At 56.4% G+C, this 18,313-nt stretch carries 18 protein-coding genes and 1 pseudogene; 10 read left to right on the top strand and 9 right to left on the bottom strand.

Going from position 1 to position 18,313, the window contains the following annotated elements:
- The first annotated feature begins 335 nt into the window (after positions 1-335).
- From aceE to ABQZ09_RS19885, 5 genes are all read left to right on the top strand, one after another.
- Positions 336-3,023, top strand: a complete 2,688-nt coding sequence (gene aceE / locus ABQZ09_RS07975; protein WP_349776601.1) for a pyruvate dehydrogenase (acetyl-transferring), homodimeric type — start codon at positions 336-338, stop codon at positions 3,021-3,023.
- 584 nt (positions 3,024-3,607) lie between these two features.
- Positions 3,608-4,951 (top strand): RES family NAD+ phosphorylase, encoded by a 1,344-nt coding sequence (locus tag ABQZ09_RS07970; RefSeq protein ID WP_349776600.1) that lies wholly within the window; start codon positions 3,608-3,610, stop codon positions 4,949-4,951.
- 528 nt (positions 4,952-5,479) lie between these two features.
- Complete coding sequence (locus tag ABQZ09_RS07965; RefSeq protein ID WP_349776599.1) at positions 5,480-6,364, top strand: HamA C-terminal domain-containing protein; 885 nt, start codon at positions 5,480-5,482, stop codon at positions 6,362-6,364.
- Entirely contained in the window at positions 6,361-8,976 is a 2,616-nt protein-coding gene (locus tag ABQZ09_RS07960; protein WP_349776598.1) for a DEAD/DEAH box helicase, read from the top strand. Before ABQZ09_RS07965 ends, ABQZ09_RS07960 begins: the two co-directional genes overlap by 4 nt.
- On the top strand, positions 8,976-9,272 hold the full coding sequence (locus ABQZ09_RS19885) for a DCL family protein (RefSeq protein ID WP_503018685.1): 297 nt from the start codon (positions 8,976-8,978) through the stop codon (positions 9,270-9,272). Before ABQZ09_RS07960 ends, ABQZ09_RS19885 begins: the two co-directional genes overlap by 1 nt.
- Positions 9,273-9,352: 80 nt before the next feature.
- Here the strand turns inward: ABQZ09_RS19885 and ABQZ09_RS07955 are convergent, their stop codons facing one another.
- From ABQZ09_RS07955 to ABQZ09_RS07935, 5 genes and pseudogenes are all read right to left on the bottom strand, one after another.
- Positions 9,353-9,571 carry a hypothetical protein gene (locus ABQZ09_RS07955; RefSeq protein ID WP_349776597.1) on the bottom strand — a complete coding sequence of 73 codons (219 nt, stop codon included), beginning with the start codon at positions 9,569-9,571 and terminating at the stop codon, positions 9,353-9,355.
- Positions 9,572-9,800: 229 nt separating this feature from the next.
- Positions 9,801-9,935, bottom strand: coding sequence for a transposase (locus ABQZ09_RS07950; RefSeq protein ID WP_349776713.1), 135 nt, complete (start codon positions 9,933-9,935; stop codon positions 9,801-9,803).
- Between the two features lie 36 nt (positions 9,936-9,971).
- Positions 9,972-10,217 (bottom strand): annotated as a pseudogene (locus tag ABQZ09_RS07945) (integrase core domain-containing protein); the annotation flags it as partial.
- Positions 10,218-10,235: 18 nt separating this feature from the next.
- Positions 10,236-10,892 (bottom strand): transposase, encoded by a 657-nt coding sequence (locus ABQZ09_RS07940; protein ID WP_349776596.1) that lies wholly within the window; start codon positions 10,890-10,892, stop codon positions 10,236-10,238.
- A 597-nt stretch (positions 10,893-11,489) separates the two neighbouring features.
- Positions 11,490-12,188 (bottom strand): transposase, encoded by a 699-nt coding sequence (locus ABQZ09_RS07935; protein WP_349776595.1) that lies wholly within the window; start codon positions 12,186-12,188, stop codon positions 11,490-11,492.
- Positions 12,189-12,720: 532 nt separating this feature from the next.
- Here ABQZ09_RS07935 and ABQZ09_RS07930 point away from each other — a divergent pair.
- The gene (locus ABQZ09_RS07930; RefSeq protein WP_349776594.1) at positions 12,721-13,095 is read left to right on the top strand and encodes a hypothetical protein; all 375 of its coding nucleotides are present in this window, start codon (positions 12,721-12,723) and stop codon (positions 13,093-13,095) included.
- Positions 13,096-13,106: 11 nt separating this feature from the next.
- On the top strand, positions 13,107-14,042 hold the full coding sequence (locus ABQZ09_RS07925) for an XVIPCD domain-containing protein (RefSeq protein WP_349776593.1): 936 nt from the start codon (positions 13,107-13,109) through the stop codon (positions 14,040-14,042).
- 167 nt (positions 14,043-14,209) lie between these two features.
- On the opposite strand, the gene ABQZ09_RS07920 is transcribed toward ABQZ09_RS07925, so the two are convergent.
- From ABQZ09_RS07920 to ABQZ09_RS07905, 4 genes are all read right to left on the bottom strand, one after another.
- Positions 14,210-14,515 (bottom strand): 3'-5' exonuclease, encoded by a 306-nt coding sequence (locus ABQZ09_RS07920; RefSeq protein ID WP_349776712.1) that lies wholly within the window; start codon positions 14,513-14,515, stop codon positions 14,210-14,212.
- A gap of 273 nt (positions 14,516-14,788) precedes the next feature.
- Positions 14,789-15,100 carry a hypothetical protein gene (locus tag ABQZ09_RS07915; RefSeq protein ID WP_349776592.1) on the bottom strand — a complete coding sequence of 104 codons (312 nt, stop codon included), beginning with the start codon at positions 15,098-15,100 and terminating at the stop codon, positions 14,789-14,791.
- Between the two features lie 56 nt (positions 15,101-15,156).
- Positions 15,157-15,762, bottom strand: a complete 606-nt coding sequence (locus tag ABQZ09_RS07910; RefSeq protein WP_349776591.1) for a hypothetical protein — start codon at positions 15,760-15,762, stop codon at positions 15,157-15,159.
- A 95-nt stretch (positions 15,763-15,857) separates the two neighbouring features.
- Entirely contained in the window at positions 15,858-16,421 is a 564-nt protein-coding gene (locus tag ABQZ09_RS07905; protein ID WP_349776590.1) for a hypothetical protein, read from the bottom strand.
- A 453-nt stretch (positions 16,422-16,874) separates the two neighbouring features.
- On the opposite strand from ABQZ09_RS07905, the gene ABQZ09_RS07900 reads away from it, so the two are divergent.
- From ABQZ09_RS07900 to ABQZ09_RS07890, 3 genes are all read left to right on the top strand, one after another.
- Positions 16,875-17,141, top strand: a complete 267-nt coding sequence (locus ABQZ09_RS07900; protein WP_349776589.1) for a hypothetical protein — start codon at positions 16,875-16,877, stop codon at positions 17,139-17,141.
- Entirely contained in the window at positions 17,138-17,554 is a 417-nt protein-coding gene (locus ABQZ09_RS07895) for a SymE family type I addiction module toxin (RefSeq protein WP_349776588.1), read from the top strand. The genes ABQZ09_RS07900 and ABQZ09_RS07895 overlap by 4 nt, the downstream gene beginning before the upstream one ends.
- A 147-nt stretch (positions 17,555-17,701) precedes the next feature.
- Positions 17,702-18,301, top strand: coding sequence for a hypothetical protein (locus ABQZ09_RS07890; protein WP_349776587.1), 600 nt, complete (start codon positions 17,702-17,704; stop codon positions 18,299-18,301).
- The last annotated feature ends 12 nt before the right edge of the window (positions 18,302-18,313 follow it).

Below are 18,313 nucleotides of genomic sequence, written 5' to 3'. Positions count from 1 at the left end.
ATCGCGTAGGAGCGCACCCGGGCGCGACGGGGCTTACCGAGAAAGCCCCTCGCGCCCAGGTGCGCTCCTACGGGGGCATGCATATCGGCCCACTCGGTACGGCATCGGCCGGCCATCGCCTGCCGCTGGCTCTCATCCTTTGGTCGTACGCCGGCAGCGCCCGCTGTGCCAAAGTGTCGTTCCAGCCGGCGCCGATGCCCCGCTCAGCGCACAACACCATCCCATTCCATACGCCACCGTAGCGAGGAATGGCAACAGGTGCGTGCGGTACACTTGGGGGTTCACGAATTCACGATGTCGACACACCCGCGGGGTGTGTCCCCCCGGGAGCGCTAATGAACTGGTTGAACGAAGTGCTGCACAACGATCCGAACCCGCTTGAGACGCAGGAGTGGCTCGAATCGATCAAGGCCGTCATCGACGTCGAAGGCCCGGAGCGCGCCCATCAGCTGCTGGAAGGCATGGTCGAACAGACCCGCCGCGCCGGCGCTTACCTGCCGTTCTCGCCCACCACCGAGTACGTCAACACCATCGCACCGGCCAATGAGGCCAAGCACCCCGGCGACTCCGCGCTGGAGTGGAAGATCCGCTCGATCATCCGCTGGAACGCCATGGCCACGGTCGTGCGCGCAAACCGCAAGCCGGGCGACCTGGGCGGCCACATTGCCTCGTTCGCCTCCAGCGCCACCCTGTACGACGTGGGCTTCAACCACTTCTGGCGCGCACCCTCGGACAACCATCCGGGCGATCTGCTGTTCATCCAGGGCCATAGCGCTCCGGGCATCTATGCCCGCGCCTTCCTGGAAGGCCGCATCAGCCAGGCCCAGCTGGACAACTTCCGCATGGAAGTGGACGGCCAGGGCATCTCGTCCTACCCGCACCCGTGGCTGATGCCCGAGTTCTGGCAGACCCCCACCGTGTCGATGGGCCTGGGCCCGCTGGCCGCCATCTACCAGGCGCAGTTCATGCGCTACCTGGAAAACCGCGGCCTGATCGAGAAGTCCGACCGCAAGGTGTGGTGCTTCATCGGCGACGGCGAGAGCGACGAGCCGGAAACCCTCGGCGCCATCGCGCTGGCCGGCCGCGAAGGCCTGGACAACCTGATCTTCGTGGTCAACTGCAACCTGCAGCGCCTGGACGGCCCGGTGCGCGGCAACGGCAAGATCATCCAGGAACTGGAAGGCGTGTTCCGTGGCGGCGGCTGGAACGTCATCAAGCTGCTCTGGGGCGGTTACTGGGACGCCCTGCTGGCCAAGGACAGCGACGGTGTGCTGCGCAAGCTGATGATGGAAACCGTCGACGGCGAATACCAGAACTGCAAGGCCTTCGGCGGCGCCTACACCCGCGAGAATTTCTTCGGCAAGTATCCGGAGACCGCGGCCATGGTCGCCGGCCTGTCCGACGACGACATCTGGCGCCTGAACCGTGGCGGCCACGACCCGCACAAGGTGTACGCCGCCTACCACCTGGCCGTGAACACCACCGGCATGCCCACCGTGATCCTGGCCAAGACGGTCAAGGGCTATGGCATGGGCTCGGCCGGTGAGGCGCTCAACCCCACCCACCAGACCAAGAAGCTGGACGACGCGGCGGTCAAGCACTTCCGCGACCGCTTCAACATCCCGGTCACCGACGCCCAGCTGGAAGACGGCCAGGTGCCGTTCTACCACCCCGGCGAAGATTCCCCGGAAGTGCAGTACCTGAAAGAACGCCGCAACGTGCTGGGCGGCTTCCTGCCCTCGCGCCGTCCCAAGGCCAGCAAGTCGTTCGTGGCGCCCACGCTCGACAAGTTCGAGCGCCTGCTCAAGGACAGCGGCGAGCGCAGCTATTCCACCACCATGTCCTTCGTGCAGAGCCTCAACATCGCCCTGCGCGACAAGGAACTGGGCCCGCGCATCGTGCCGATCGTGGCCGATGAGGCGCGCACCTTCGGCATGGAAGGCATGTTCCGCCAGATCGGCATCTATGCCCCGTTCGGCCAGAAGTACAAGCCGGTCGATGCCGACCAGCTGATGTACTACCGCGAAGACCAGACCGGCCAGGTGCTGCAGCAGGGCATCAGCGAGCCGGGCGCCATCGCCTCGTGGATGGCCGCCGGCACCAGCTACTCGGTGTCCGACGTGCCGATGCTGCCGTTCTACATCTACTACTCCATGTTCGGCTTCCAGCGCGTGGGCGACATCGCCTGGCAGGCAGCGGACATGCGCACGCGTGGCTTCCTGCTCGGCGGCACCGCCGGCCGCACCACGCTCAATGGCGAAGGCCTGCAGCACGAAGACGGCTTCAGCCAGGTCATCGCCGGCTCCATCCCCAACGTGCGTAGCTACGACCCGACCTTCGGCTTCGAAGTCACCGTCATCATGCAGCACGGCATGAAGGCGATGATGGAAGACCAGATCGACGAGTACTACTACATCACCCTGATGAACGAGAACTACGCCCACCCCGGCATGCCGGACGGCGCAGCCGAGGGCATCATCAAGGGCATGTACCTGCTCAAGGACGCCGGCAAGCCCAAGAAGGGCGAGCTGCGCGTGCAGCTGCTGGGCAGCGGCACCATCCTGCGCGAGGCCATTGCCGCGGCCGAGCTGCTGGACAAGGACTTCGGCGTCACTGCCGACATCTGGTCCTGCCCCAGCCTCAACGAAGTGCGCCGCGACGGCTACGCCGTAGAACGCTGGAACCGCCTGCACCCGGAGGCCGAACAGCGCAAGCCCTACGTCACCCAGCTGCTGGAAGGCCGCCAGGGCCCGGCGATTGCCGCAACCGACTACGTGCGCGCCTTCGCCGACCAGATCCGCGCCTTCGTCCCGATGACCTACACCGTGCTCGGCACGGATGGGTTCGGTCGCTCGGATACGCGTGCGAATCTGCGCCGCTTCTTCGAGGTCGATCGGTACTACATCGCGCATGCTGCGATTGCCGCGCTGGCGAAGGATGGCAAGATGACCGGCAAGGATGTGGCCCGGGCGATCAAGCAGTACAAGATTGATCCTGAGAAGGCGAATCCTGTTGGGGTTTGAGGCAACGGTAAAAAGGGTGTCCTCGGGCACCCTTTTTTCTGCGTGAAGCGCCGCTCTTCGGTCGCTTATTGTCGACTATGAGCGAATTGGTATCGAGTTCGCTGACGATCCCGGATCGATTCGATGAGGAGAGCGCAACTGTGAAATGAGGGAGTGCAGCAGCATGGACCACCTCCAGATTACATAGCCAGCAAGCGGGGATTGCTAGGCATGACTGGAACGCTACTCCTCGACCATTGTTGGCCCAAGCCCTTCGTCTGATTAAAGATCTTCCAACTGCAGTAAATTTTTGCGCAAGCGTGATTTTCCGGCCTAGACAACATTCTCAACCTATGCGCTAAGTTGCATGATTGCCGGTGGCTCGCAAGCGCATGTGCTTGACTGAAGCCTGTTTTGAGATCCCAGCGTCTTGGTTTTGTACGCTGTGGAAAGACTAGCATCGCCTAGTGGACACGCGGCTTCCTTCGTGCAGACAGCCATGGCTAAGGGCCGGGACTGCTGGATTGATGAACAGTTCTATCTTTGCCCATGTGAAAAGAATATAGGTGCGCAAAAGTATGACTAAGCTAGTTTGCATTGACTGCATGTCTCCCAATGCTCTTAAGGACTTGCTCGCAGCTGAAGGAACTGCGGGGCAGTGCTTCTTCTGTCACGGTCAGAACCTTTGCATAACCACACGAGCACTTTACGACTATTTGTGGGATCGCATTCGTGAAAACATAGTGTTCATTGATAAGTTGTCGGACTATGAGCAGGCGATGATCTATGAGTGCGGTTCGGACGATATACAGATAGCCACAATTGATGTCGTCCTATCAGAATGGCTGGGGCTCGGTGAAGATCCTTATATTGATGATGCTATCGAGAATCTTCCGGATGACTTGCGCCAAGATGAGTATGGTAACCAGCGTCATTTTTTCATGGACGAGGGAAATCTCGAGCGGAACCCCTATGACGACAAGTGGGTCGCCTTCGTTCGTGGAATAACTCACGTCCATCGCTTCTTCAATTCTGGCGCGTCGGCATTTCTGGATAAAATATTTGCCGACCTGGTTGATGTAAAAGGCAGTATTGCCACTTCTCGCTTGCTAGTTCTTCAGCCGGGCGTCGCATTGTACCGCGCAAGAAAAGTTGACGGATTGGAAAGTGCACAGAAGCTTGCGGGAAATCCAGGTGCTGAGTTCGGTCCAACCCCGCCTTGGCTAGCCGGAAATCAGAGGATGACTCCTAGCGGAATTTCAGCGCTGTATTGCGCCCTCGATCGGGATACTTGCTTGAGTGAAATTAGATCAATTACGGGGGATAACGTAGTTTCTGTGGCTCTTAGTCCGATCAATTCAATGATCTTCCTGGATATCTCGAGGTTGGCAGACGGTCAGACTGCTGATCTGAGCATGTTACAGGAGGGTTATCTGGATCAAGTACATCGCAGGAGCTTCATTCGCTCCTTAGTGAGTAAAATGTCCCGGCCAAAGCGAACGGGTGATGAGCTTACATACCTATCCACCCAAGTCGTGTTCGAGTACTTGCGAATGAAGATTGGAGAGACAGCTCAAGGTATCGCGTTTCCCTCCGTCCAGACCGGGCGTAAGGGGGTGAATATCGCCGTTTTTCCCGAATACTGCCTAATCGCCTCTTCAATAAGCGCCGATACAGACAATTCAATTTCGCAAGGCTCTGCGTTCCTTTCGGTAGTGCCGGACTCAGCTGTATTCCACAAAATTACAGCAATCTCGACTTCTGCTACTACCTACCTTTCTGCGAATCACCTGTTCATGGACGAACCGACGAAGCGTCGATTCGGCGATCATGGTACCGAGTCTTGGCGAGAGGCTGATCGAAGAATGCAGTACATGGAAACGGGAGGGGTGTCAGTCACGCCTAAGACTGGGCGCGTTAACCGATTCATGAGACAGAGGCTTGGTTGAAAGTGGTAAGGAATCCAAGTGCCTGCTCTGCCATTTAGCCTAATTGCCACGAGGGGGGCGAGGCAAGTTGGATGGCTGCTTGGCGCGGGCACGAATAGATTCCGTCATTCTGGAAAGGACAAGGAGCGGGGCGAGTGGTTGCTAGACAACCACCTCGTGGGTAGCTGCAAGCGACGGCGACAGGTCTGGCTGCAGGCGTTCCTCTGTGTGAGCGGGGAGTGGCGCCACTAGCGGATGTCTCTGATTCCAGTGAGGCGCCAGTCGCAGGTAATACAGTGATAAAGATTCGCTGTTGAAACCGCCATTCCCGCCCACCCACATGCTTGGAGAAGAGTCGGTTCATAGCCACTGCATGATCCTCCGAACTGTAACGTCAAAGAATTGACGGAATAGGGCCGCGGGACTGGTCTTTTCACGTGCGTCTTATAGCGCTAGGCTGTGCTTAACGGATTTATGGGATTTCCAGTGACGGAACTAAAGTCAAGCGACCTTGAGGCAATCCTATCTGGGGATGCGAACCAGCTGGATGTGCACCTGACCCTGGTAGAGAAGTCGATACCAATCGCAGGATCTGAGATGCGCTTGAGCTGCCATTGCCTCTCGGTTGATGCAAACGGGCGGGTCAAGGTGTCGCGACTTGTTGAGTACCTTCGTCTTGTACTAACGGACTACGCAATTCCGCGGACCAAGATCGAGGCAGCGCGAAAGCGGGACGCTGAATTCAAAAGTTCGGCGGCGATGAACTCGCTTCTTTTTGAAGCTCGCAGTCTATTTACCGACTTGAAGAATAGCGGCGAGGGTGGGGAGATGCTCCTTTACGTCCTCGCCCAGCATTACCTTAAACTTCCGCAAGTGCTGTGCAAGATGGATCTAAAGACCGATTCGAAGATGCACTACCACGGTGCGGACGGTGTGTATGCAGGGGTTACGGATGAGGGTGTTCTCAAGCTCTACTGGGGAGAGTCCAAGGTCTATGCCACACCTAGTTCAGCAATTTCCGCATGCCTCCGCTCTCTCGCCCCATTTCTTTCACAAGAGGAGAGCGAAGAGGCGGAGCGAGAGAGAGATCTTGTGCTTCTCAGCGACAAAGCAGATCTCAGTAATCCTGAACTAACTTCCGCCTTCAAACGCTACTTCGACAAAAATTCAGCTATGTCCAATCGAGTGCGTTATTGCGGAATAGGACTTGTCGGGTTCGACTCGGCAATGTACCCGGAAGCGAATGGCAGCGCTATCGCGGAAAAGCTTGCTGCGCAAGTAAAAGTAGACATCCAGGATTGGCTGATCCAGGCCAAGAAACATATCGAAAAAAGAAAAATAGAGAATTTTGAGATAGAGCTGCTGTGTGTACCGGTGCCCAAGGTGAGCACATTCAGGCGGGAATTTTTGCGCGCGCTGGGGATCTCAAAATGAGTGCAACGGAACTGCAGGATTGGCTGGTGGAGGATGGTGTCCGGGATGAAATTGCTCTCATCTCTCGGAGGATGGTCGAGATGGAGTTTGAACTCTCCCCCAGTAAGGCCCCTTCGGCTGATTGCCAGCCTATCGACTGGCAGCGTTTGCTCTTGGCCGGGAGCATACTTGCTCGGTCACGGATTCGGAGCCACGAAGAGACAGCGTTGAAAATCGCGACGGCGGCTGTATTGCTCCCAGAACGAAAAACGTGGCGGGACGCGGGTGCGATCTTGCTTGAGAAACTATCAAATCATCGTGCAGTCACCCTCGCTGAAGAGCGTGCGCTCATCAGCCCAAGATTGGATGGTCGTCTAGGAATTACAAGTCGGCTCGAAGCATTTCGCAGACAGATGGAGACAACCATCCTCGAAAAGTTCACGGGGAAGTGGTTGCCAGTTAATGACTTTCAGCGCGACTTCTGGAGTGGGGCGTCGTCAGAGGAGACGTCGTGGTTATCCGCTTCCGCGCCTACCGCATCCGGAAAGACGTTTTTGGTGCGCAAATGGCTGATTGATCGGATGTTGACAAGCGATTCGACTGTTGCTGTGTATATCGCACCGACGCGGGCGCTGGTCTCAGAGGTCGAGTCTTCAATAATTGAACTCGTCAGCGAGATGGAGGTTGCGGATAGAATTCACGTGGCATCGTTGCCGCTCAAAGATAGCTACCTCGCCCCTCTGAAGCAGGCGAAGAAGGTCATTCTTATTTTTACGCAGGAGCGGCTTCACCTTTTAGCAAATACAGTCGGAGATGATCTGCGGATTGATCTCCTCGTGGTAGACGAGGCACATAAGATCGGAGATGGCGGGAGAGGGGTCATTCTTCAATCGGCGATTGAGCGCGTGGCTTCAGGGAATCCATCCATGCGAGCTGTCTTCATCAGTCCCGCGACCCAGAATCCCGGAATTCTGCTAGAAGATGCTCCGGCCATAGCGAAGAAGGTCGCCGTGGATAGTGACTTCCCAACGGTTCTTCAGAACATAATCCTGTGCTCACCGTGCGCCGGCAAGCCATTGGAGTGGACGCTTGATCTAAGAACGCCCTCCGGTATGCTCCCGATTGGAAGTCTCCTCCTTAAGAATAGGCCTAATAGCCTATCGAAGAAGATCGCGTCCATTGCGGCCGCAGTCGGTCAGCGCGGTGGGACGCTGGTGTACGCGAATGGTGCTGCGGATGCTGAAAGGATCGCGATGCTCATCTTTCAGCAAATCGAAAACGAAATCGTAATCGATTCAGAGCTTGCCAATCTTGCAGATCTTGCACGAAAGGGAGTTCATCCGGAGTATCAGCTTGCCAATGTGGTAGAGCGAGGGGTGGCATTCCACTATGGAAACATGCCATCTCTTCTTCGTCAGGAGATTGAGAAGCTCTTCCGCACCGGAAAGCTAAGATTTTTGGTCTGCACGTCCACATTGGTTGAAGGGGTGAATCTATCCTGTCGAACGATCGTCGTGCGAGGGCCTCGCAAGGGGCGCGGTCATCCTATGGGAGCGGCTGACTTCTGGAACCTGGCCGGTCGTGCCGGTCGCTGGGGGAATGAATTTCAGGGAAACATTGTCTGTATTGATCCAAATGATACTGATGCTTGGCCTTCTGGGGTTCCAGAGCGCTCTCGCTATCCCATTGAGCGAGAAACGGATGCGGTAATGGATAGAGTTAACGAACTTGACGCGTACATAAGGGCAAGGCCAGATGCAGTAGTCAGAGAGATACTCGATAACTCGGATCTCGAGCAGGTTTCATCCTATCTTCTGGAAGTGTACATGAGGAGTGGATCAATCCTCGGCGCCCCATTCGCGTTGCGCCGTAAGGCTGCCGATATCCTCGCACTAAACAGCAGCCTGGCGTCGGTGGTTCCTGCGATTGAGCTTCCTGCGGATCTTATCTCCCGACATCCGGGCGTAGCAGCCCTTGGTCTCCAAAAGCTATTGCAGTACTTCAGGCGCTTCTTAGGAAGAGAAGAGCTGTTGTTACTTGAACCAGCTGATAGCGACAAGGCATACGGAAGGTTCAATGCGATTATGAGTGCTATCAACGAACACGTATTCCCTGCATTTCAGCCTCCCTCTGCTACGACCGTGTACTCGATCGTAGTCCTTGACTGGCTTAGGGGATACTCTCTCAGTCACATGATAAGGAAGCGAATTGACTATCTGAACCGCAAGGGGAAGGAGGTCAAAGTACCTCTTATCATCAGAGAGACCATGGAGCTTGTCGAGCAGGTTGCAAGATTCAAGGCGCCGAAGTACATCGCGGCATACGTAGATGTTCTAAAGTTTTTCCTCGCAGAGGCGAATCGCGCCGATTTATTGAGTGATGACATTGACATAGGGACGGCGCTAGAGTTTGGTGTATCAACGCGAACTATGCTGTCATTGATGGAGCTGGGGTTATCCCGAATGAGTGCGGTGGCGATTAATGATGTCATTGCCAACGACCAGATGAACCACGATGACTGTCTTAACTGGATGCGTGAAAACATTAATTTGATCATCGGATCTGAAATTCCTGTAATCATAGTAAGGGAAGTCCAATCAATCATCGATAGTGCAAAGCATACGGGGTTTTAATGGCCGCAAAGTCCGTGCAGGTAGGTAGTAGGGTCTTCGTCCTGCAGAAGGATGCCCTTCAATTCTTTAAGAGGATGCTGGGTAGATATAGAGTGGGTGATAGAGTCCTAACCGATGACGAGGTGGATCTTCGAGCGTTACTTAGCCTGCACATAGATAGTGTGCAGAAGATCGGAGCTGGAGTGGATCATTTTGAGGTGTTGGAAGACGGTTACGGCGGCCGATGCTTCTGGATAGTTAGGATCGATGGCACGCTCGAGAAATTCTCCTACATAAGCTGCGTAACGGGTCGATAGCAGCTATTTGGCCCTGTAGCTCGAGCTTTATGCTCTATATTTTTTCGTTTCCATCAGAATAACGAGGTCAGGTTCGCTTGTCAGTCGATGGCGCTCTGCTTGCGCGGCCGATGAGCGGGCCTGCCGCCCGCAAAGCGGCGGATCTTGGTTTCGACCATCGCGCGGAAGACGTCGTGGCCCTGAGCTCGCTGCTGCTGTAAGTGACGGCGGATGCTGGCGAGCAGTTCGTCGGACAGGGTTTCATCGAGCAGGGCGCGGTAGGCGTTGGATCGCTCGAGCCGGGTCGTTCCCAGGTGCAAGCCAGCAGGGATGTGGCGTCAGCGCGGAATGCCCGCGCTGGCCTAGATTGGCCGGGAAGCTGGACCAACGATACGAAACCGGATCGTCGGTCAGGCGTGCGCGCACCGTGTTGAGCTCAATGCAGCAATAGCAGTGAAGGACGTAGTCAGCACTGTCCACGAGGCTGGCTTTGTAGCGTCCCTCCCACAGCGTGCCGGTGCGCCTGGGGCGGCCATTGAACAGCACGACCTAGTTGCGCCCAAGCCGTTGCATCAGTTGCCCGATCCGTCCCGCTGCAGGTGGTGTGATTAGCAAATGCACATGGTTGTCCATCAATACATAGGCATGCAGCTTGCAGCCCGTGGCCTGTAGGGCCTCATGCAGCAGGTGCAGGTAGCGTAATTGTCGACTCCCCTTAATTCAGTGCCAGCCAAAACTAGAGGTCTGTGGCTGATGTTGCTCACGGAACTCGGCGGGCGTTAGCCCGTCCAGGCTGTCGTGCGGGATCTGCTGGTTGTAGTCGGCTAGCCAGTGTTCGGTCTGTTCGCGAACCTCGCTCAGCGTGCGGAGCAGATGCATGTCCAGCACGCCGCGCCGGTAGCTGCCGTTGAAGCGTTCGATGAAACCGTTTTGCATTGGACGCCCCGGCTCGATGAAATCCAAGGCGGAATAACGGGGTCAGGTTCACTTATTAATCGACGGCGCTCGGCTTGCGCGGCCGATGCGCGGGCCTGACACCGCAAAGCAGCGGGTCTTGGCTTCGACCATTGCGCGGAAGGCGTCTTGGCCCAGGGAGCGCTGCTGCTGTAGATGAAGCCGGATGCTGGCGAGCAGTTCGTCGGGCAGGGCTTCATCGAGCAGGGCGCGGTCGGCGTTGGATCGCTCAGTCGGGTCGTTGCCAAGCGCAAGCCAGCAGGAATGTGGCGTCAGCGCGGAGTGCCCGCGCTGGCCTAGATTGGCCGGACAGCTGGACCAGCGATACGACGCCGGATCATCGGTCAGGCGAGCGCGCACTGGGTTGAGCTCAATGTAGCGATAGCAGCGAAGCGCGTAGTCAGCACTGTCCACGAGGCAGGCTTTGTAACGCCCCTCCCATAGCGTACCTGTGCGCCCGTGGCGGCCGTCGAACAGTGCGACGTAGTTGCGCCCAAGCCGTTGCATCAGCTGCCCGATCCGTCCCGCTGCAGCTGGCGTGACTAGCAAGTGCACATGGTTGTCCATCAATATATAGGCATGCAGCTTGCAGCCCGTGGCCTGTAGGGCCTCATCCAGCAAACACAGGCAGCGCAATCGATCGCCATCATCCAGAACGCACGGCAAGCGGTTGTTACCGCGCTGCACGATGTGCTGCGGGATGCTGGCAATATCGATACGTGCGAGTCTGGCTCTAGCACAAGACTCGCAGCCGGCCGTTGGTGCTGCTAGCGAGGAAATCTCACGAGAGCTGACGCCGTAGCCTGAAATTTGTTTGGGAAATGAACCTGATTCCGTCAGCGGGATACCTCGTCGATCAGAACGACGGTATATTCGCAAAAAATATGATGAATATGACCCAGGTTGCTATACAAAGGTGTAATTCTGGTTGTAACCATCGGCCTGTGCATAATCGCATGATAAAGAGGACGGTCGTGAGGATCGGCGGTAGTGCAATTGCGGTGAGTAGAGTATTTGGTCCCACGGAACCGTAGAGTTTTATTGCAGGAGCGAAGAGTTCGCAGATCAACGATCCGCATTTCTCTAAGCCGAAGGTTAGTGGCATCAGTATTGTCGTCAGCCAGAAGGCAAGGCAGCCAAGCCAGGCGGTTCGATAGAAGATCCGCGCGGCGCGCTTTATGTGCTTCCCAACGGTGCGCAACTCATTGCGGGCGTTCACGTTCACGGATGTCATCCTTGATGATGTCTTCGGCAGGCTCGGAGTAACGGGGTCAGGTTAACTTATCAGTTGGGGGTGTTCGGTTTGCGTGGCCGATGAGCTGGCCTGACGCCTGCAAAGCGGTTGGTCTTGGCTTCGACCATTGCGCGGAAGGTGTCGTGGCCCAGGGCTCGCTGCTGCTGCAGATGAAGACGAATGCTGGTAAGCAGTTCGTCGGAGAGGGCTTCATCGAGCAGAGCACGGTAGGCGTTGGATCGCTTGATCGGGTCGCTGCCAAGCGCAAGCCAACAGGGATGCGGTGTCAGTGCGGAGTGCTTGCGCTGGCCTAGGTTGGCTGGGCAGCTGGACCAACGATACGCTGCCGGGTTGTCTGTCAGGCGAGCACGCACCGGATTGAGCTCAATGTAGCGATAGCAGCGAAGGACGTAGTCCGCACTGTCCACAAGACACGCTTTGTACCGCCCCTCCCATAGCGTACCAGTGCGCCCGTGGCGGCCATTGAACAATGCGACGTAGTTTCGTCCAAGCCGCTGCATCAATTGTCCGATCCGTTCCGCATCAGGTGGCGTGACTAGCAAGTGCACATGGTTGTCCATCAATACGAACGCATGCAGCTGACAGCCTGTGGCGTGCAGGGCCTCATGCAGCAGGTGCAGATAGCGCAATCGATCGCCATCATCCAGAAAGCAGGGCAACCGGTTGTTCCCGCGCTGCACGATGTGCTGCGGGATGCCGGGAAGGTCGATGCGTGGAAGTCTGGCCATGGCACAAGACTCGCAGCCACGCGTTGGTGCTGATAGCGAGGAAACTTCTCGAGAGCTGACAAGCTAGCCTGAAATTTGTGTAGGAAGTGAACCTGACCCCCGTTAGCTAATCCAGATTGGCTGGCCAACGGGGCCAACGATATGCCGCCGGGTCGCCGGTCACGCGAGCACGCACCGGATTGAGTTTAATGTAGCGATAGCAATGAAGGACGTAGTCAGCACGATCTGTAAGACAAGCTTTGTAGCGCCCTTCCCATAGCGTGCCGGAAGCCTCGGGTTGGGTTCACTATAGTTAGCCTGACTTCTTGGGCTAGGTGGATGCGTAGAATGGGCCGGGCTGCGGCTATTCTCACTCCGCAGAACGTATTTATGAGTCGAAACTTCTTCATTGAATCACTTATATGGCCGCTGTCAACACGTTCTGAGTTGCCAAGGAATAGCGTTAGTTGCTGCCAGTGCTGCTGATAGATCCTTAACGTCATTTCACCAACAATGCACACTTGAATTGGATCCACGACATGGAACGCAAGCTATGACAAATTCAAATTTATTGATGATGGCCGTGCTGGCTGTATCAACCACCGCATGTGCGGAGAACAACTTGCCGGTTCAATACTCCCAGTCGTCATTGTCTCCTCTAACGGTTCATAGGCAGGACACGGAGAATGTGCAGATAGATTTCAAGGTGCCAATGGAGAGTCAGTATTACGTTGCGGGTGCTGACTTTGAGGTGGGGAATGGCTCTTTGTCGGTGAAGATTCTTCGGTGCTCCATCCATGAGCAGTGCAAGGCGATGGTCGACTTGATGCCGGGGCTTTCACCTTCTGTGGGAAGGGTGGTCATTCCATTCACGGGAAATCGCGTGCGCATTGTGCACGGTGACGGTATCCAGTCGTTCGACATCTAAAGGAGTGGGAGATGGCTGACCGGATCGTGCTAGGAGTGCACAGCTGGGTTGATCCAAACACGCAGGCGAATGGAACTGCGTTCGATAAGTTCACTGACGGCCATGCTTGGCTGACTGTTTCGCGAAACGGAGAAGTAAGTTATTACGGATTATGGCCGGATAGTCACCCAGACATTGTTCGGCGAGGGCAGAGCGATCCCAAAGCCACCGATATACGGGAAGGAAGAGAGGCCGGCTCTGATGCGACAGCCAGTCGCTACTACACCCTTACTCCTGAACAAGCTAAAGAGCTTGAGATAGCGCTCCAGCAGAACGTGACGTGGGGTCCAACGACAACCTGCGCAGGCTGGGCTAGCGACACCGTCACCAGCGTTACGGGGAATAGACTGGACGCTACTGAGTTTTTGTCGATCGAAACGCCAAGAGAGTTGGTCAAAACCATTCGCCAGCTGGAAGCTGAGCAGCCGACAGCGCCAGACAATGCACTGCCTGCGGCGGGGAAAGAGCCAGGCTCGTTGGATTCTCTTAAGCCGCAGAACCTGCGTGAGCGAGCCTCTGCTTGGTACGAATCCATCCAGAAGAGCGCTGAAGAAGCGGTTCGCCGCTTGGAAGAAGGGCTCGGGAGGAAGTACGACGACAACAGCGAGCGGTTGGCCTATGGCGGTGCAGTACTGGCGGCAAATCACAACATGCAGCGCGTGGATCATATTGTGCTGAACGATGCGACCAGCTCGGCAGCACGAGGTGAGCATTTTTTCGTGGTCCAAGGTGACTTGAACAACCCCGCGCATCTTCGAGCGCATGGAAGCATGCATGAGGTGCTGAATACACCAGTGGAGCAGCATGCTGCGCGTCTACGGGAAATTGGTGAAGCACAGGTCCAGCAATCTCAAAGTGCGACCGTGGAGCACGAGCGCGACCATCAGCAACAGCGCGGCATGGCGTGAACTAACGGGGTTTAATTCTCGGGAGCAGATTCATTCATTTGGTATGGGTCAGCGTCTTATCGCGCGTTGGCGGGCATCATGGCCAGTCAACCAGCTCGATGATCATTGCTCAGGTGGTGCCAATGCAAAATTAGCATCCCAGTTCGAGCGTCCTCCAAGTCGAGATCTCACGCTGCGAGTCTGGTCCGTATCTGATCTGCGGCCTGTCCAATCCGCTCGGTTAGTACTGTCTCGGGATGATGCAGCATTGTCTGCGAGCCAAGAGATCGAGTCATTGCAACATACAGCACTTCAGCCTCCTGCCTCATTTCCTCACTGTCGGCTTGTAAGCGCTGCCCAATCTCACAGCTGCTGGGAATGAACACTGACTCGAATTCTAGTCCCTTACTGGAGTGCATCGTCAGTACCTTTACTGCAGGCTCGCCATCGAATAGATGTTGCTTGTTCCCCTTTTGTGTTAAAACCCCTGGAATTTCCGCAGTACGGAGAAGGGCCCGCGCTGTAAGGTCTGATAGCAGATAGGCATCGCTGCCGTCAGATCGATGCCTTCTCTTCTTCAGTGGAAGGCTCAGCTTTGTTTCGTCTGGAGCTTTACAGTATCCAGATGCATGGCGTCACGCATTTACCGCTTAAATGACCGATATCTTCCGAGTTTGAGGTGTTAGCGCGGGATGGAGTGCAGTGTCCGGATCCAGCGGAAGGTATCACCCCTTAATTTGCCGAGAGGAGCGCTTCAATTGAGCTGTCTAGCCGTACTGAAACTTGACGCTGACCTGTTCGCCCTTGCGAAAAGTCATCACAAAGGATCTCCAATATCCTTTGGCATCGTAGATGCCGCCCCTCGCTGATTTTACCAGCCTGAATATTTCGAAGCTATCCATTTGTATTTGTTCTTGCCCAACGTTGACTCCATCTAAGCTCGCGATGATCGCGGTTTCGATGTATCCATCCCCAATGGCCAGGTCGTACTCAAAGAAGTCGTAATCAACGCTAATGCCGGCCTCGACTAGCGAGAATATTTCATCGAAAAGATCAATCTCAGTGCGGGGTATGTCCATTTTTTTTTAAGGCTTGTGAAGGTAGCGATGGTCACCAGTAACTTCGCTCTCGCTCATTAAATCGTTGTCCCATTGAAGGAATCATTGATGCGTTTGATCCATATCTCGCCAACATTGGCCGCCGTTTTCTCTGCGTCGCAGCGCCACAGGTTGATGAATGCGCAAATTCCCAGCACTGCTGCAGCGACTGCATAGAGCCATTGCAAGAGTCCACTAGCGTGGGCCGCGACATAAGTTGCGCCCATTGCCATGAATGCAAGCAGGAAATAGCGCACCAACGACCAGCGGTGATTCAGCCATCTGCGCATTGCGCGCTTGTGCCGCGCGTGAGTCCAGCGCACCGTTTGGGTGTCTGAGTCGTAATGGTAGAACTCCCATATCTCCGAAAGGTCCATCAATGCCTGGCCGCAGTGCGGGTGATTCAGGGCGGTACGGATGACATGAGCAGGTAGCAGTTGCCCATAGAGATGGCGAACGGTGACCTCAAGCCAGAGATCGTCATCTGCGCGCTTGGGGTCCCAGTGCTCAAGGAATTCTCGTCGATGTTGACTTCGCCTGCCATGAAGATCGAAGAGACCGCGCATTGCATAAATGATGAGCGCGAATAACACGATTGGGATGAGTAGGCCAGGGCCACCGGCAGCGATCATATCTTTAAACATTCACACGTTCTCAGTAAGCGTGAAGATCACGATGATCTGCAGACGAGCGGAAGCCGGATCGGAAGATGTCATGTTTTTAGATGCTGGTTCCACGATCAATTCGTGGCCGGAAGCGCCGCGATCCTGGAGACACCAGGCAGTCGCTGTGTATAGAGCTTGGCCATGTCATCAGGGTTGACCACATGTGCAAAGTGCTCAAGGCTGATGGTCAAGAAATCACCATGGCGGCCATCGCGCTTGATTCCCACTTCAACGGCCTTGAGCGCACTGATCCAATACCAAGACACGTTGTCATTGTCCTCGCCTCTGTAGGCGTACCAGAGCGGGATACGGAACATGCGCTCGAACGCGACCGCTTTCAGCAGCTCTTTCTGCAGGCTTAGCGTGAAGCAGGGCGAGCCGTCCCACTCCTTCAAGTCGAAGTTTTTGGCGTCGACTGCAATCAGTCCGATGGAGTCGAGCAGGACCATGAAATCCGGTCGCTTGATCTCGCCTGTGAAAAGTGGGGCGAAGCTTTCCCTTGCCTGGCAGACCGCAACGTAGGACAGGCCGGAGTCGCCAAGCCACTTACAGAGATCCGTTTCCCCGATATCGCCTTTCTCCTTAATTGCGTCCTTGGTACCTACGATTGACTCCGAAATTCTTCGCAAGATTGACATGTCGTTCCTTCAAGTGGCGCGGAGCGCGGTATACCGAGAGCAGCAAACCATTGCATCGGTCGCAGTGCGCAACTCCTTGAGAACGGATCTTCGGTTTTGCGATACGAGTCACTGGCTGGGCGATCGATGCCAAGCATTTGCGGCGGGCTTGCCCTATGGGCGCGGAGTCAGGCAAAGGCCTTATGTGGCTATTGACACGTCACACCTTGCACTTGCAATCTAAGTTCAAGGAGCGTCGAAACTCCTCAGAGAGCGGTACCCACCTCCGTCAAACCGGTGGGTTTTTTGTGCCTGCATCCTGCAGGTACAAGCCGACGCAGTGCCTGCGTCGGGAGGGCGGCTAATACAACACCCGCAAGGGGAATACGCCCGCCGGCTCTCTGCGGTTTCGAACCTCCCGACATCCCGTCGCCGTTGGCGGCGGTTCTTGGGTTGTTCCAGGAGGGCGTTGCCATGTCTACCGCACCATCCATGCCGGCATCTGAGCCGGTTGATCTGCTGCCAGCTTCCGCTCACCGCCTGCGGTGGGATGTGGGCGATGTGCTGTGCCGGCTCGTCGCACGCGCGGCTGTTGAGCAGGCGAGCGCCCATTCCGCGCGTCCGCTGATTTGCCAGCCCGCTATGTTGCCGCACACCTTGCGCCGCCGGTTCGCACGCACGACAGTGGGGTTGCAGCAGCGCGTCGCCGCATCCACCGACCACCACCCGGAGGCGCCATGACCCGCCGCCGCCCACCCACGGCATCTGCCAGCGCACGGCCCACCCACACACGTACGCGCCCCACGCCGTCCAAGCGGGTGCAGTGGGTTGTTGTGGAACCCGACCGCACCAAGCTGCCACCGATGCTGCCGCCCGACCCGGACGCCTCTCCGCAAGGCCCCGGCACGCTACGCGCACCCCGCCGCGCCCGCCGCCCGCGCCAATGCACCGTCAGCTACACCCATTACCCCGGCGCCCACGACCACGCCGGCGACCAGCACGTGCCCCATGTCCGCCTCAGCGGCCTATGGCTGGAACAACTGGGCTTTGCCATCGGCACCAAGCTGCGCATCACCGCCAGCGCGGGGCAGTTGTTGATGGAGGTGTTGCCGCCAGTGGAGGTGCCTGCAAAGCAACTTAGGGCACATCGGTGAGTGCAGCCCGCTGCATTCACCTGAATCCTGTACGCCGCTAGCCGATCTTGCAAACGCAGAACCACGTGAAGTCATTGCTGCCGCCGCCTGATCCGAGGTCATTGACGTGCTAAATTTCAGCGACACTCTTAGCGCAGGATCAGAGAGATGGCCCTTCACCTTGGGAAATCCCATGGCCGGCAAGTTACTCAAGGACGTAATGCCTTCCCTCAGGCGACGTTGTTACCAATTGCGCTGCTGGCGCTATGCACTTTTCATGCGGGATGTGCCCTCAGCACTCCACGCGATCAGTCAGCCGTAGCGGCTGCAAAGCCCCCCGTTGAAACCAGGAGCAAAGACGTGACGGAACGCCTCAAGCAAGATGTCGATCGTTTGATCGCAACTGACTTCCTGGATGTCGCCGCCGTTGGTACTCAGCTTCAAGCTCAATTTGGACTACGGCACCTAGACGGAGAAAGAGAGCTTCGAGTAAGCGAGCAGGGCATGCTGGCAGGTGAAAAGGTACAGCGTGTTGAGTTCATTAGTGCAACAGATGATCCATCGCGTGGGAAGTTGGTTATCGATTTCTCTCCACCTGGCCCGAGTTTTGTGGAAGCTCCCTGGCTGGATGCTGTTCCTTACCCGCCTCGACCAGATGCGCGAGATTCCAGAGCCTATTGGGAGATGACAGTTAACGGCACCAAGGTCATCTTCGGTTTGACGGAAGACCAGTCACACCTAAGCTATATTTCGATCAGCAAACTTTGAGATAAGTTTGAT

The sequence above is a fragment of the Xanthomonas sp. WHRI 6106 genome (genome assembly GCF_040202405.1).
In the GTDB taxonomy this organism is placed as follows: Bacteria; Pseudomonadota; Gammaproteobacteria; order Xanthomonadales; family Xanthomonadaceae; genus Xanthomonas; species Xanthomonas cannabis.
The sequence above is the reverse complement of the archived record's forward strand: the minus strand, read 5'-3'. Positions and strand labels throughout refer to the sequence as shown.

What these genes read in the sequence shown, in the direction of transcription:
- aceE (WP_349776601.1), top strand. Translation starts at nt 336, where the DNA reads ATGAACTGGTTGAACGAAGTGCTGCACAACGATCCGAACCCGCTTGAG.
- ABQZ09_RS19885 (WP_503018685.1), top strand. Translation starts at nt 8,976, where the DNA reads ATGGCCGCAAAGTCCGTGCAGGTAGGTAGTAGGGTCTTCGTCCTGCAG.
- ABQZ09_RS07900 (WP_349776589.1), top strand. Translation starts at nt 16,875, where the DNA reads ATGTCTACCGCACCATCCATGCCGGCATCTGAGCCGGTTGATCTGCTG.
- ABQZ09_RS07970 (WP_349776600.1), top strand. Translation starts at nt 3,608, where the DNA reads ATGTCTCCCAATGCTCTTAAGGACTTGCTCGCAGCTGAAGGAACTGCG.
- ABQZ09_RS07915 (WP_349776592.1), bottom strand. Translation starts at nt 15,100, where the DNA reads ATGGACATACCCCGCACTGAGATTGATCTTTTCGATGAAATATTCTCG.
- ABQZ09_RS07905 (WP_349776590.1), bottom strand. Translation starts at nt 16,421, where the DNA reads ATGTCAATCTTGCGAAGAATTTCGGAGTCAATCGTAGGTACCAAGGAC.
- ABQZ09_RS07960 (WP_349776598.1), top strand. Translation starts at nt 6,361, where the DNA reads ATGAGTGCAACGGAACTGCAGGATTGGCTGGTGGAGGATGGTGTCCGG.
- ABQZ09_RS07925 (WP_349776593.1), top strand. Translation starts at nt 13,107, where the DNA reads ATGGCTGACCGGATCGTGCTAGGAGTGCACAGCTGGGTTGATCCAAAC.
- ABQZ09_RS07910 (WP_349776591.1), bottom strand. Translation starts at nt 15,762, where the DNA reads ATGTTTAAAGATATGATCGCTGCCGGTGGCCCTGGCCTACTCATCCCA.
- ABQZ09_RS07895 (WP_349776588.1), top strand. Translation starts at nt 17,138, where the DNA reads ATGACCCGCCGCCGCCCACCCACGGCATCTGCCAGCGCACGGCCCACC.
- ABQZ09_RS07930 (WP_349776594.1), top strand. Translation starts at nt 12,721, where the DNA reads ATGACAAATTCAAATTTATTGATGATGGCCGTGCTGGCTGTATCAACC.
- ABQZ09_RS07935 (WP_349776595.1), bottom strand. Translation starts at nt 12,188, where the DNA reads ATGGCCAGACTTCCACGCATCGACCTTCCCGGCATCCCGCAGCACATC.
- ABQZ09_RS07890 (WP_349776587.1), top strand. Translation starts at nt 17,702, where the DNA reads ATGGCCCTTCACCTTGGGAAATCCCATGGCCGGCAAGTTACTCAAGGA.